Origin of the sequence: Nostoc sp. (assembly GCF_036917195.1) — a bacterium.
Lineage (GTDB): Bacteria > Cyanobacteriota > Cyanobacteriia > Cyanobacteriales > Nostocaceae > Nostoc.
On record NZ_JBALDG010000064.1, the window covers coordinates 1 to 14734 of the forward strand.

The window sequence follows — 14734 nt, forward strand, 5'->3', positions numbered from 1 at the left end:
TTCAGGGTTCATAGTAATTGTACTTGCCTGAGTATTGTCATTGTGACTATTTTCCCCCAAATTATACCTATATTTGCAAAAGTGAGATGCTCCCTATATAGTTGCTGTTAACTTTGATATTTTGTAGTAGTTATATAACAAGTTTATTCGCTACTAGTTTATAACTACGTACCATACAATTTAGACCTGCTGCGGATCACAGCAGGTTTTTTTAGTTGATAAATTTCTTTAAAACAATAAAATCACTCTTATTTAGTCCCAAAATTAATTCTGGCTAATTGCCTAAAAACCTTCTTCATTTTTTCTCTGTAGACTAATAATTTTTCTGATGTATATAGATGCAAATATCGGCAAAAATCTCCATAAAAAATTCATATAAATAACAAGAAAACGACATGTGTCTTTGTCATATTTAATTCATGGGTTCACTACAGAAATGAAATCAAGGAAATCACATGAACAAGTTTGCTAAAAGTTTAGTTATAGCTCTAGTACTTGCTACTCCCATAGCCATTGCTGCACCAATGTTTCAAGCTACACCAGCTTCAGCTGCTGTTAAGTATCATCATAGATATCATCACAGAAGACATCACATCTACAAACATAACTAATAATCTCCTGCTGTGAAACACAGCATATTTAATAATTAGTTACCCTTTCTAGTAATAGTTGGTAGTAGCTCTGCAACAAAATTTATACTTTATTTATCTGCAAAATAAGTAAAGCTGTGTTACCTCGCTTTTGTCCTCAGTCATCAGCGGGGTTTTTCAATGTTTGCTTGCTCTAAAGGGCGCGATCGCGTCAAAATAAGAGTTAAGACGCTGTAACCTAACTTAACAATGGCCCTAACGCAGCTTAAGCAAATTTCCCCTCAACTAACACCGCCAAATGAGCGGGGATATGAATATGATTTGGTAATTGTCGGCGGTGGGATTATTGGGTTAACTCTAGCCTCTGCTTTAAAAGATTCTGGCTTGAGTGTCTTGCTGATTGAGGCGAAAGTGACATCAGCGGCGGTAGCTAAGGGGCAAGCCTATGCAGTTCATATGCTTTCGGCGCTAATTTATCAAGGAATTGGAATTTGGGACAAAATGTTGCCTCAAATAGCCAAATATTGCCGAGTTCGTCTTTCTGATGCCGATTCAGCCAATGTGGTGGAATTTCTTACAGATGATATAGGTACACCAGAGTTGGGTTATGTGGCGGAACACCAAGCACTGTTGCAACCTTTGCAGGAGTTTGTCCAAAATTGTCCAAATATAACTTATCTGTGTCCGGCTGAAGTAGTAAATACGCAGTACCAAAAGGATATAGTAACGATAGATATTAAAGTTGCCGATCAGCTACAGACAGTCAACAGCAAATTACTGATAGCAGCAGATGGGGCGCGATCGCCGATTCGTCAAGCTGCTGGGATCAAAACTCTGGGCTGGAAATATTGGCAGTCTTGCATAGTTGCATTTGTTAAACCAGAAAAACCGCACAACAACACTGCTTACGAAAGATTTTGGTCTAGCGGGCCCTTTGCGATTTTACCTTTACCGGGGAACCGTTGCCGCATTGTCTGGACAGCCCCCCACGAAGAAGCAAAAGCTTTATGTGCTTTAGATGATGAGCAATTTTTGGTAGAACTCACCCGTCGCTATGGTAATCAGATGGGGAAATTGGAATTACTAGGCGATCGCTTTGTATTTCAGGTACAACTCATGCAAAGCGATCGCTATGTTCTACCGCGACTAGCATTAATTGGTGATGCGGCGCACAATTGCCATCCTGTCGGCGGACAAGGTTTAAATCTGGGGATTAGGGATGCAGCGGCTTTGGCGCAAGTAATCCAAGCAGCGCACCAAGCGGGTAAAGATATTGGCGATATTCAGATTCTTAAAGGTTATGAACGCTGGCGCCAGCTGGAAAATTTGACGATTTTAGGTTTGACCGATTTGTTAGATCGGATGTTTTCTAATAATTTCTTACCTGTGGTGGTGGTTCGTCGCCTGGGTTTATGGTTTTTGCAGCGAGTACCTTTATTAAAGGTCTTTATGCTGAAGTTAATGATTGGCTTGAAGGGGCGGACTCCAGAATTGGCAAAAGATAAACGCTACACCACAGCAGCTTGAAAAATCTGGTTTGGGGTGAGATTCAATTCCAGAAAAGTTTGGGAAACAATGCGATCACTATCTCGAAACTTGCTTATCTGATATTCCCCATCAACTAAGTTACAAACGGTGATTGTCGGTTGTTTGGGGTTACCGATAAAATTACGTCCATCCAAGGCAGCATAATCGACAATCCAGTATTCCGGGATACTCATCTCTTCTCTTCTCTACGAGAGGCTGCGCCAACGAGACGCAACGCGAACATACTCAGCATATATTAAATAGTAATCGTCCCGCCAGTTGGTTGATACAACCTCAATTGCCAAAGGTATCGATGCACCTAAACTAACGGTAGATTCTTTTTTCCATAATTTTTCGTTTGCCAGATTTGCACGGTTTAGCACCAACACATCTGGGATGTAACCAGAATCTTTTTCAGGAGGTCTAACTAGAACTTGGTTGGGCATGAAGTAGGACAATCCTAGACGTTGGATTTCGACAGAAATTTTGATACCTAGAAATCCTTTAACTTCTTCGTGTTCTCCTACTGGTTGCGCTATCTCAACAATTTCTCCTTTATGTAGTTCGTAGCGGACTCGTCGATTTTCGGGTAGCCAATCGACAAATTCCTCAAAGCTTACTAGCTTGGGTATGGCTTGAGTCATGACTTTTGAGAATTACTGATGATAGAAATATTATCTCTAATCTAGGAGACTGCGGACAGCTTTTCCACTACGGTTAAGAGCCAGGTATAAATCATCGTAGTTTTCACATATTTGTGTCTGAGTAATTCCTGTATTGTGTGGATGTCATAGCCATTTTGCAGTAAATTGGTAGCGAAACTGTGGCGAAATGTATGACAACCCACCTTTTTTTGAATACCAGCTTGATGAAACGCTTGTTTTAATGCTTTTTGTCTTCTACTTTCATGGCTGCTTTAGGGACTGACAAAAATTAAATTACTCAATTCCTATAATCCAATACGACTATCCGATTTCTTCTCCCCCTGCTCCTTCTGCTTACTAAAACGATTGATTATTTTTTATTTGGAAGTCCCTTATGTTCCGACCTTAAAGTAAAAGGGCATTCTATGTAAAGATTAGCAACGTTGATATCAAACAGCCACTAAACAGATGATTCAACAAAAATCCCCTATATTCCCTCATGGGCTAAGGCAAATCGGAGGCATCGTTGTTTTAGCGATCGCCTACTATCAAATGGCTGAAATTTCACGTCATCTTGCCTCCACACCGAACAATGTGACTCCAGTTTGGCCCCCAGATGGAATTGCTGCTGGGGCTGTTTTGTTGTTTGGTAACTGGATCGGGTACGGTGTTTTACTAGGTTCATTTCTCGCCAACTTCTGGGCATTCCGAGATCCAACAAGTTTATTGTCCCTGGTGATTTCAACGCTGCCAGTTCTTTTCATTGCGATCGGAACGACCCTGGGGACTATGTTGGGTGCCTTCCTGCTGCGGAAAACTACCAACCAACGCTATCCCTTAGAACGTGTCACCGACGTGTTCAAATTTTTGCTCTTAACCGGCATGGTGGGACCGAGCATCAATGCAACTGTTGGAGTGGCTTGCTTGGCGTTGAGTGGTAAAGTTCCCTGGACAGCGTGTGGGACAGTTTGGTTAACCTGGTGGATTTCTAATGTTTCGGGAATTTTTATCGTCACTCCGATTCTACTTAGTTGGGGGCAATTCACTCAAAAAAAACGACATTCAATCTGGCAATGGTTATTCCTCAGTTCAACCTCAAAGGATTCTGAAAATCTCTTTCATATTCGCCACTCAAGAGCAAACTCACGCCCTTTAAAATTCTGGTTAATCCTAGTAGAGCCAGTTATTCTGATGGGGTTGGTCATTCTCATCAGCAAAGTTGCTTTTGGTGAGGGATATCACCTGGAGTATATGTTGATTCCGATGTTGATCTGGTCTGCCTTTCGACTGGGGCAACCGAGTACAATGCTGTTAACTTTTATTGTGGCTGCGATCGCTGTGATCGCAACTGTCAATGGCAAAGGTAGTTTTGTGAGTAAGGATCTTGACCAATCTTTGATCCAACTGCAATCGTTTATCGGCGTGATTACACTCACCATTCTTATGCTAACAGCGACGATCGCAGAACGAACACAAGCAGAAACCAAGCTGCGTTTAGCTTTTGCCGAATTAGCCAGAACCAATGAAACTTTGGAAGTTCGAGTTCAGCAGAGAACTGAAGAATTGAATGAAAAGAATACGACTCTGAACCAAACTCTACAAACGCTTAAACAGACTCAATTACAGATGCTTCACAGTGAAAAAATGTCTGCATTGGGACAGATGGTCGCAGGGGTTGCCCATGAAATCAATAACCCGGCTAATTTCATTAATGGCAACTTAATTTATCTTTCTGAGTATATCCAAAGTCTGCTGAGAGCATTGCAAGCTTACCAACAGCACTATCCAAATCCACCTCTTGCCCTGCACGCAGAATTAGATAAACTTGAACTGGACTTTTTACAGGAAGATATTATCAAGATTCTTGAGTCGATGAAAATTGGTACCGAGCGGATCTCTACTATTGTGTTATCCCTGCGGAACTTCTCGCGCTTGGATGAAGCAGGATGGAAAGCGGTAGACATTCATCAAGGAATTGATAGTACCTTGGTGATTTTACAACATCGATTCCAATCGACAGCCGATCGCCCCCAGATCCAGGTTATTAAAGAGTATAGTCAGTTACCACTGATTGAATGTGATGCTGGCTCCCTTAATCAAGTGTTTATGAATCTTTTAGGCAATGCTATAGATGCATTAGAAGAATCTAATCAGGGGCGTTCGTTCCAAGACATTTCAGCTAACCCCAATAATATCTGGATTCAGACTCGTCAAATCGATACAAATCAAGTGATGATTATGATTTCTGACAATGGAATAGGCATTCCAAAAGAGATTTGCTCTAAACTATTTGATCCTTTCTTCACCACTAAGCCCGTTGGCAAAGGCACTGGTTTGGGTTTGTTTATGAGCTATCAAATTGTGACCCAGAAGCATAATGGTAATCTTTGGTGTGATTCCACACTGGGGCAAGGCACAAAGTTTGTGATTGAGATTCCTCTAAAAGCTAAGAAGATTGCGTAAGCACAATTTAGAGAATTTCGAGAAGCGACTCCATTTGCTACTTCGGCGTACGCATTTGTTATTTCGGCGTACGCATTTGTTATTTCGGCGTACGCATTTGCTACTTCGGCGTACGCATTTGCTATTTCGGCGTACGCATTTGCTATTTCGGCGTACGCATTTGCTATATCGGCGACTCCATTTGCTATTTCGGCGTACGCATTTGCTATATCGGCGACTCCATTTGCTATTTCGGCGTACGCATTTGCTACTTCGGCGGCTCCATTTGCTATTCGCTGAGACATTAGCAATTTGTGATGTCTACAATAAAAAGCAAACACCAAGCTAGAGAATTAGGCGCTTTCATCAGAAAAACAAATGGAAATAACAGCAATCAATCCTTATCTTGATGGTAACTTTGCACCAATCCATCAAGAAATTACCACTGACACCTTGCAAGTAATAGGTGAACTACCACCGGATTTATCGGGGATATTTGTCCGCAATGGTGCTAATCCACAGTGGAAGCCAATTGGTCAGTATCACTGGTTTGATGGAGATGGGATGTTGCATGGTGTGCGAATTCACAATCGCAAAGCAATTTATTGCAATCGCTACGTTCAAACCAAAGGATGGAAAATAGAGCAAGCAGAGGGTAAGGCCATTTGGTCTGGTTTGATGGAACCACCGCAAATGGATAATCCTTATGGGCCATATAAAAATACTGCTAATACAGCTATCGTTTGGCACGCGGGTCAACTATTAGCATTATGGGAAGGAGGAGCGCCTTATGCTATTAAGCTGCCTGAGTTAGAGACAATTGGCGAGTACACCTACAATGGTAAGCTAGCTTCTGCCTTTACTGCCCATCCTAAAGTAGACCCAGTTACGGGCGAGATGATGTTTTTTGGCTACTCTCCATTTACACCGCCTTACTTACAATATGGCGTGGTTTCAGCAGCAGGCAAGTTGTTACGGACTGAGCCAATTGACTTGCCAATAGGAGTGATGATGCATGATTTTGCAATCAGCGAAAACTATACAATTTTTATGGATCTGCCCTTGACTTTTAATCCACAACGGGCACAACGAGGAGAACCTCTGCTATTATTCGAGAGCGATCGCCCCAGTCGCTTTGGCATTTTACCACGTCATGGAAATAATGCTGATGTCCGTTGGTTCGAGAGTTCAGCTTGTTTCGTACCTCATACTCTCAATGCTTACGAAGAAGGAGAAGAGATAGTCTTAAGCGGTTGTCGAATGAAGAACTCAGGACTTCTAGAACCAGTCCAAAGCTTTGATGAACAAGAAGGAGTTGACAGACCTCTATACGAGTGGCGATTCAATCTCAAGACTGGTTTTGTTAAAGAAACAATGTTAGATAATGTACCCATTGAATTTCCCCGTGTCAATGAACAGCTACTAGGGAAAAAAACACGATACGCCTACACTGCAAGAGTCGCTAATAATCCAATTCTCTTGTTTGATGCGCTGATCAAGTACGATTTTAATCGTGGTAAATCCGAAACATTAGAATTCGGAGTTGGGCGTTATGGCGGAGATATCGTTTTTGTACCACGTCCTCACGCAACAACAGAGGATGATGGCTGGCTCCTAACTTTAGTTCATGATGAGGGTTCAGAAACTTCTGAATTAATCGTAGTAAATGCCCAAGATGTCACGTCCGGGCCTATAGCGCAGGTGCTAATTCCCCAGCGAGTCCCCTATGGATTCCATGCTGCTTGGATTGATGAAGCGCAATTCCAAACTTGAGCAAAACTAACCTTAGTGGTTGATGTGAGTTGGTGAGCCAGCGCGCCCTTGGCGGTTCCTACGCCACTTGCTCCACTTGGGGAAACCCCTTGGCGCTAGCCTCTCCCTTTGGGAGAAGACCGCAGTGGCTCACCGTTGTAGCGACTGGCGTTAGCGTTAGAGTAATCCAAGTAAAAAAATGCCCAATTGTCATTGCGGGAGCCTTCGCGGTAGCGTCTCGTAGAGAAGCGGAATGTTCGCCTTTGGCGTTCCCGTAGGGTAGCAATCTCTGAGTCTTTATGATTGCTTTGCTCCACTGCCTTGCGTACCCTACGGGAAGGCTTTGCCTACGCAATGACAGACTTTGGATCATTTATTTATTGGAAGACTTTTAGCGTTGAAGCCTCACTCGAAGGGTAGTGCTTCTCTCATCAGATAGATGTAATAGTATCTAATATGTGCTATTTACACAGTACTGCCAACTGTAGGATTGAAAATTAGGATTTTTCTACATAAAATTAAAAATCTAAAATGAAAAATTGGTAACACTGATGGTTAGGAGTGCTAGAGTTTCAAGAAATTCACCGGAACTTTTCAGCGGGTATTCATGCTGAAGAAACTACAGAAAAAGCAAATTTCGATAATTGCGGGTGCAGCACTGTTTGCCTTTTTAGCTGGGGCAATGGTATCAGCACCTGAGATTGGCAAATCTCTGGGGAAATGGCTCAAACTGAGTCAGAATCAAGCAGGGCAAACATCAGAGGGTAGCATTGCCCAATCAGCCGTCTTTCCACTGATCTCACAATCCCTGCCAGAACGGGCGGCAAAACTAGCAGCGATCGCTGGGCAATCGCGATCGCCAGACCGAAATCGCGCTCGTTATCTTTTAGCGAGTGATTACATTGAAAGAACCCAAGCTAAAAAAGCGCTGGTTTTACTGGAAGGATTAGATAAAGACTATCCCCTTCTTGCGCCCTACATTTTGCTCAAACAAGCTCAGGCACAGGATATCCTGGGCGAGGACGGTAAAGCCTCGGATCTGAGGCGAAGTGTGCTGAAACAGTATCCCAAAGAAGCCGCCGCAGTGAAAGCGCTATATCTGATTGCCCAACCGAAGCAACAAGAAACCGCGATCGCTCAATTTCCTTCCAATCCTCTGACTTGGGAAATTATCCGCAAACGCTTGCAAGATAATCCCAATCAGCCACAATTACAATTAATGTTGGCTAAATATGCCTATGACCAACCAGGCATAGTAGGCGTTTTAGATCAGCTAGTAAAACAGCCTACCCTCAAACCCGAAGAGTGGGAACTAATTGGTACAGGCTATTGGGAAAATAGTCAATTTTTGAAAGCCGCGAATGCTTATGCCAAAGCACCCAAAACATCGCGCAACCTCTACCGCACTGCACGGGGGTTACAGGTAGGAGGCAAAGATAAAGAAAAAGCGATCGCCACCTATAAGCAACTAGTGCAGCAATTTCCAAATACTGAGGAAACCGGGACTGCACTACTGCGGTTAGCAGAAACCGCAAAAACTCCTAAAGACGGCTTACCCTATCTTGAGCAGGTTATCAGTAAATTTCCGAAACAAGCTAGTACTGCACTGGTACAAAAAGCCAAAACTCTCCAAACCCTTAAGGATCAAAAGTCAGCTAGCCAGGCGTGGCAATTACTCATAGCCAAGTACGGAAATTCTGATGAAGCCGCAGAGTATCGCTGGAAAATCGCCCAAGATAAAGCCAATACTAGAGATTACGTCGGTGCTTGGCAATGGGCAGAACCAATTGTCACCAATAATCCCAATAGTGTTTTGGCTCCGAGAGCAGGCTTTTGGGTAGGTAAATGGGCAGCTTTACTAGGGAAACAGCAGGAATCTCAAACCGCTTATGAGTATGTGATTAGCCAGTTTCCTTACTCTTACTATGCATGGCGAGCAGCGACGATGCTGGGGCTAAATGTTGGCAACTTTGACAATGTGCGCGTCATGAACCCGGAAGTAATCGCACAAGAGCGTCCATTACCGCCTGCTGGTTCTGAGACTTTAAAAGAATTATATCTGCTAGGTCAAGACCGTGATGCCTGGTTACAATGGCAAACAGAATTTCAGAACAAAATTCAGCCAACGGTAGCAGAGCAATTTACTGAAGGGTTGATCCGGGAGGCAAAGGGAGAAAATCTCATTGGAATTGATAAAATTTCTAAATTGGAAGACCGGGAAACACCAGCTGAACTTGCCCAATATCAGACTCTGAGTAAACAAATCACCTACTGGCAAGCGCGTTATCCGTTTCCCTATCAGCGAGAGATTGAAAAGTGGTCTATTGAGCGTAAACTCAATCCTCTGCTAGTCACCGCTCTCATCCGTCAAGAGTCGCGGTTTGAGCCAAAAATCAAATCCGTCGCTAACGCTACTGGCTTAATGCAGTTGTTGCCGACAACAGCTAAATGGATCGCCCCACAAATTAAGTTGGATGTCAAAACAATAAACCTCGAAAATCCCAACGACAATATCATGCTGGGTACATGGTATTTGGATCATACCCATCAGCAATATAACAATAACTCCTTGCTGGCGATCGCCAGTTACAATGCTGGTCCCGGCAATGTCTCCAAATGGCTACAAACTCTAACTACAAAAGATCCGGATGAGTTTGTTGAAGAAATTCCCTTTGATGAAACCAAAAATTATGTGCGTCAAGTATTTGGCAACTATTGGAATTATTTGAGACTTTACAACCCTGAGATTTCTGGCATTGTCGCAAAGTACTCGACTACACACCCAAAATTGCCAGCGCAGTGATTTTACCCAATCGGGTAGAAATGAGCAAGCAGGGAGCAGAGGAGCAGGGAAAGCACATATACAATTTAACGTGAGTTCTATCAACCTCTCTCTGCCTTGAATTAAAGTTTAAACCTGTCCCTCTCGCCCGTCGGAGAGGGACAGGTTTTGTGTAGTAAAACCTCTTAAAGGTCTTTTTATTCAACTAATTAGTGGATACCATTTGAACTGTCGAACTCACGGATAGTTAGGTAGGGCGATCGCCTATTTCACAGCCAACAACTTGAGTTGAGCGTACCTGTAGGCGTTAATATAACTTAATCTATTAAATTTTACTTTTTTCGCACCCTCCTTAATTTTTGTGCCCCAATGGAGTTAACTTCAAAAGAATTTAAGTCAGAACTGATATTAGAAGTCCAAGCCTGCCTGCAATTGGCAGTTCCTCTGGTAATTACTCAAATATTAGAAGCGGGCATTCCTTTGTTGGATGGGGTGATGATGGGCTTACTTAACAGCCAAGCTTTAGCTGCGGGTGCTTTAGGTGCTGTTACCTTTTCTACTCTAGCTTCCGTTTGTCGTTCTATTCTTTCAGCCGCGGGTGTAAATGTCGCAAATGCTTTTGGTGCAGGAAAAATAGATCAAGTTGGCCGTGCTACAGGTCAAGGAATTTGGTTAGCTGTAACGATGTGCTTACCTGTGATGTTTATCATTTGGCACTTTGACTATATCCTACTGCTGACTGGTCAAGAAGAAAGCAATGTATTATTGGCTCAAACATATTTGCGGTCTATTGTTTGGGGTTTTCCTGCTGCGCTCGGTTTCTGTATTTTAAAAGAAGTTAGTTCTGCTCTGAATCGCCCCCAGTTCCTAACAGTAATTACGGTGGCTGGACTATTATTGAATGCGGCTGCAAATTACGTGCTAATATTCGGTAAATTTGGTTTACCAGCCCTTGGTTTAGCTGGTATCGGTTGGGCAAGCACACTCATTTTTTGGCTGAATTTTATCGCCGCCGCTGCTTGGGTTTGCTTCGACGACTACTTTAAAGACTACCAGCTTGATAGCGCTCTGCATCAGTTCGATAAAGATATGTTTGTAGATATCTTCCAAACTGGATGGTTCTTGGGGTTGCAGTATGGAGCAGAAATTGGAGTCTTCACTGCCATTGCTTTATTTATGGGGTGGTTTGGGACAGAGACGTTAGCAGCCCATGAAATTACCGTCGAGACAGAAAATTTTGTCGAAACGGTATCCATAGGTATTTCCTATGCCATCACGATGAGAGTAGGACAGCTAAGGGGAGAAAATGATCTCAAGGGTGCAAGCAGAGCAGGATTTGTCTGCATTGCCCTTGTTAGTCCCATTGTGAGCATTGTGGCACTAATTTTTTTGCTGTTTCCCAACTATATTGTGGCAATGTATTTGGACACCAGTAATCTGGATAATGTCGAGATAGTTAAAACGGCAACTTCTTTCCTAGCTGTGGGGGCATTAGTCCAGATATTTTATTCTATTCAGACTATTGCTGCTGGTGCATTGATCGGGTTGAAGGACACCAAAGTACCAGTGTTAATTACTATGTTTGCTTACTGGGGCATTGGTCTAAGTGGGGGCTATTTGATGGCATTCACTTTAGGTTGGGGTGCTATTGGTTTATGGTTAGGTTTAGTATTAGGGCTATTCATGGGTGCAGTGCTTTTAACTTGGCGTTTTTATCTTTTGACTTCTGATATAAGTCTGGTTGAACAGCCCTAAAAACTTCAGCTTTTGTACCTTTACCATGCGGATTTTAGGATTGCTATAAGTAAGCTTGCGCTAATATTTCATATCTCGTTAAGAGTCTCCGACTGGGAATGCCTAATGAGAGGCTCTGCCTCAAGACTAGCGGCACCGCAATGAAAGAGCATTTCCAGCCAGAGGCTCTTAACGAGGTTATAAAGGAGTTTTTGCTTAAGTTGACACGTATGAGCAGTGCCCCTACGGGTGTACCCCACGTAAACGAGAACCGCTATATCTCACTTCTTACGATTTTATTCTTGAAGCCTTATTTAGCGCAGCTTCATAAAAAATTGGTCAGGACTTACGCAAAAATGACCGAAAAGCTTAATTTATCGAACCGCCAAGACGCCAAGAACACCATCGCGCAGCGTCTCGTAGAGAAGAATTCGTAGAGCGTGCGTAAGTCCTATTGGTATTAGTTCATTAGTTCATGAATTATTGATAATTAACAAATTTAACCATTCATTGAGTTCCTGTATTAACCACTCCAGTTCTGCCTCAGTGAAATGAGTATATTTATTAAGAGAACAAATGGTAGAATCAGCAGTAATCCGCAATAAAGGCTGATTATTTAAAAGATTGGAATTTGATTTTATGAGTTTCGATAGAGATATATTTTTCCGTAATGCTGAAGGAGCAACAACCCATTTAATTCCTAGAAAATCATGCATCACTACTAACTGATGAGAGTCAATTATCAGACGAGTGCGTTTGCATAGTCCCCAAATCAAGGCAAATAAAAGAAAAGCGATCGCACTCCCTTGGATGCAAAAGGCAATTATCTTTATTGATGGAGAAGTTGGTCCCAGCCCAATTGTCAAAAAATTAAAACCCAATGCCAAAGGTGTGAGCAAGGAGATAAGCATAATTAAGCTAATGCTAAATCCTTTAGGGGGCAAGATGATTTCTAGACTTTTAGAGGTTTTAATTAAGTGAATTTTACTCGCAAACGGTTTTTTTAATGCAAGGGTTGCCTGCTTTCTAGAAGGGGGTTTTTCTAATGTTTGCATTGCTACTTCTGTTGTAGAAAATCTCTGGTCTAAACTTGGCTCAGTTATCCATTCCAACCAATCAGCAAATTCTAGACTGAGATTGCAAGATTGTCGGAATTGAATACGTAACTCCTGCTGTGGTAATTCTGTAGGATGCAATCCCGTGACGAGATAAATTAAAGTTGCACCCAAGCTATAGAGGTCGGAGGCGGGAGTTACCCTACCACCAAATTGCTCTGGAGGCATATAACCATAAGTACCGACTACAGTAATTGTGCCGCCTTCTTGAGCAGCTAGAGTCTGTACAGAGCCAAAATCTACAAGGTAAATCTGACCAACACTATTACCAGAACGATTTGTAAGTAGAATATTGCTGGGTTTAATATCTCGATGAATTACAGACGGTTGCTGGTGGTGTAAATAGGAGAGAATTGTCAGGAGCGATCGCGCTAATTCTTTTACCTCTGCTTCACTAAACGTTCGTCCTGCTTGTAAATGTTCCTCTAAAGATTTCGCCCCTACATAAGTTTGTACTAACCCAAAGCCTTTATCATCCGGCGTATCTAGCTCAAAGTAATCTATATAGCGCGGGATAGCAGGATAATCAAGCGCTTTTAAAGTTTCCGCTTCCCGTTGAAATAACTTTAAGTCTTGCCAATCAAAATCTTGCCCCAAGTACAAGATTTTTATCACTACCTGTTGTGAGGAATACAAATCCAAGGCTAGAAAAGTTCGTCTTCCGGTTTGTCTTCCTAATTCTCTTTGGACTTGATAACGCTGATTAAATATTTCACTATTCATTTATTTAATAACCTATATTGCTTTTCATACCACTGAGCAATAGATTTGCTAGCTGCTCCCATACTTAGCCCAGTGATAACAGAAGGTGCAATCACGAAAAATAGGCTAACGACATTTGACCAATTAGAAAAAGAACCATGAAACAGCAGGCTGAATCCAAATAAAGCAGCAGCCATCCCAAATGTAGTGCTGATAATGCCGATTGTGCGTCGATGTAAGTGGGCATTTTTTAGCGGGAAGAAGAATAACCGCGTAATAATGCTGACTAAAAATCCATTAACAAACGCAATGGGAAAACCAATTAATGCACCAGATTGTAGTCCTGCAATGCTGCCGAGTCCTGGAATCACGACTGTGCTATAAATAGCAGCACAACCTGCTACAACTAAGCCTCCAGTAAAGGTGCTACGCCAAATGGCATTCCACAATAAATCCCTGATGTTCATTGGTTTGGGACGATTCACCGTAGCGAGGTCATTGATTGACAACTGGCCTGTTTCCAAGGCTTTTAAGGCAATTGAGGCAGATATTAAACGTTGCTCTAGACTGGGTTCTGTTAGCCATTGCAACCAACCTACCAATCCAGGACTAAGTTTAACTAAGTCTTGAAATGCAATTCGCAAATCTTTCTGAGGCAAATCGGCGGGATGAATCCCTGTCGCTAAAGCAATCAGAGTAGCACCAAGACTGTAAAGGTCAGAAGCAGGCGTTGCATAGCCACCAAATTGTTCTGGGGGCATATAGCCGTAAGTCCCGACAACCGTTACTGTCTTACCTGCTTTGGTTGCTAAGGTTTGCACAGAACCAAAATCTACCAAGTAAATCTGTTTAACACTATTGCTACCCTCTGCCAAAATGATATTGCTGGGCTTGATGTCGCGGTGAATAGCTGGAGGCTGTCGCCCGTGTAGATAAATCAGGATATTTAACAGTGCTGTAGCAATTTCTTTAACTTCAGTTTCTGTAAAAATCCGCCCAGTTTTCATATATTCTTCCAGAGATTGACCTTCTACAAAGCTCTGGACAAGAGCATAACCTTTACCGTTAGATGGTTTTAACTCAAAGTAGTCGATATAACGAGGAATCGCAGGATGCTCAACCGCTTTAAGGGTTTCGGCTTCTCGTTCAAATAGCTTTAAATCTTCCCAAGTAAAATCATTACTAAAAGTTAGCAGCTTGATGATAACTAATTGCTCAGTTTGAATGTCACGGGCTAAGAGAGTACGTCTTCCTGCTTTTTTGCCTAACTGTTGCTGAATTTCGTAGCGTTCTTCAAGGATTTGTTTGGGAAAGTCATTGAGGCTTTGACCTGCCATTTGCCCACTCCGAGTTTTCATATTTACAACTTGTTACAGTTGAATCTAGCAAAAACTACAAAGGGAAAATGATAGATTTCGCATTCTTTAAAATATTGGACTTATACGC

At 42.4% G+C, this 14734-nt stretch carries 9 protein-coding genes and 2 pseudogenes; 6 read left to right on the top strand and 5 right to left on the bottom strand.

Annotated features, from left to right (window positions below):
• The first annotated feature begins 455 nt into the window (after positions 1-455).
• Both V7K40_RS19660 and V7K40_RS19665 read left to right on the top strand, forming a co-directional pair.
• The gene (locus V7K40_RS19660) at positions 456-611 is read left to right on the top strand and encodes a hypothetical protein (RefSeq protein WP_334962589.1); all 156 of its coding nucleotides are present in this window, start codon (positions 456-458) and stop codon (positions 609-611) included.
• Between the two features lie 228 nt (positions 612-839).
• A complete protein-coding gene (locus V7K40_RS19665; RefSeq protein WP_334962591.1) occupies positions 840-2117 on the top strand; it encodes an FAD-dependent hydroxylase in 1278 nt (425 codons plus the stop codon).
• Here the strand turns inward: V7K40_RS19665 and V7K40_RS19670 are convergent.
• Both V7K40_RS19670 and V7K40_RS19675 read right to left on the bottom strand, forming a co-directional pair.
• Positions 2099-2761, bottom strand: a pseudogene (locus V7K40_RS19670) (Uma2 family endonuclease). The gene V7K40_RS19665 and the pseudogene V7K40_RS19670 sit on opposite strands and share 19 nt — an antisense overlap.
• Positions 2762-2797: 36 nt before the next feature.
• Positions 2798-3012: pseudogene (locus V7K40_RS19675) on the bottom strand (tyrosine-type recombinase/integrase); the annotation flags it as partial.
• A 217-nt stretch (positions 3013-3229) separates the two neighbouring features.
• On the opposite strand from V7K40_RS19675, the gene V7K40_RS19680 reads away from it, so the two are divergent.
• The gene (locus V7K40_RS19680; protein WP_334962593.1) at positions 3230-5224 is read left to right on the top strand and encodes an MASE1 domain-containing protein; all 1995 of its coding nucleotides are present in this window, start codon (positions 3230-3232) and stop codon (positions 5222-5224) included.
• A 357-nt stretch (positions 5225-5581) separates the two neighbouring features.
• A complete protein-coding gene (locus V7K40_RS19685; RefSeq protein WP_334962595.1) occupies positions 5582-6976 on the top strand; it encodes a carotenoid oxygenase family protein in 1395 nt (464 codons plus the stop codon).
• Positions 6977-7071: 95 nt separating this feature from the next.
• On the opposite strand, the gene V7K40_RS19690 is transcribed toward V7K40_RS19685, so the two are convergent.
• A complete protein-coding gene (locus V7K40_RS19690) occupies positions 7072-7272 on the bottom strand; it encodes a hypothetical protein (protein WP_334962597.1) in 201 nt (66 codons plus the stop codon).
• A 290-nt stretch (positions 7273-7562) separates the two neighbouring features.
• Here V7K40_RS19690 and V7K40_RS19695 point away from each other — a divergent pair, with 290 nt between their 5' ends.
• Positions 7563-9758, top strand: a complete 2196-nt coding sequence (locus V7K40_RS19695; RefSeq protein WP_334962599.1) for a transglycosylase SLT domain-containing protein — start codon at positions 7563-7565, stop codon at positions 9756-9758.
• A gap of 348 nt (positions 9759-10106) precedes the next feature.
• Positions 10107-11492 carry an MATE family efflux transporter gene (locus V7K40_RS19700; RefSeq protein WP_334962601.1) on the top strand — a complete coding sequence of 462 codons (1386 nt, stop codon included), beginning with the start codon at positions 10107-10109 and terminating at the stop codon, positions 11490-11492.
• A gap of 452 nt (positions 11493-11944) precedes the next feature.
• Here V7K40_RS19700 and V7K40_RS19705 read toward each other — a convergent pair whose 3' ends face one another.
• Together V7K40_RS19705 and V7K40_RS19710 are read right to left on the bottom strand one after the other, a co-directional pair.
• Positions 11945-13309, bottom strand: a complete 1365-nt coding sequence (locus tag V7K40_RS19705) for a serine/threonine-protein kinase (protein WP_334962602.1) — start codon at positions 13307-13309, stop codon at positions 11945-11947.
• Entirely contained in the window at positions 13306-14625 is a 1320-nt protein-coding gene (locus tag V7K40_RS19710; RefSeq protein WP_334962735.1) for a serine/threonine-protein kinase, read from the bottom strand. The genes V7K40_RS19705 and V7K40_RS19710 overlap by 4 nt, the downstream gene beginning before the upstream one ends.
• Positions 14626-14734: the final 109 nt, after the last annotated feature.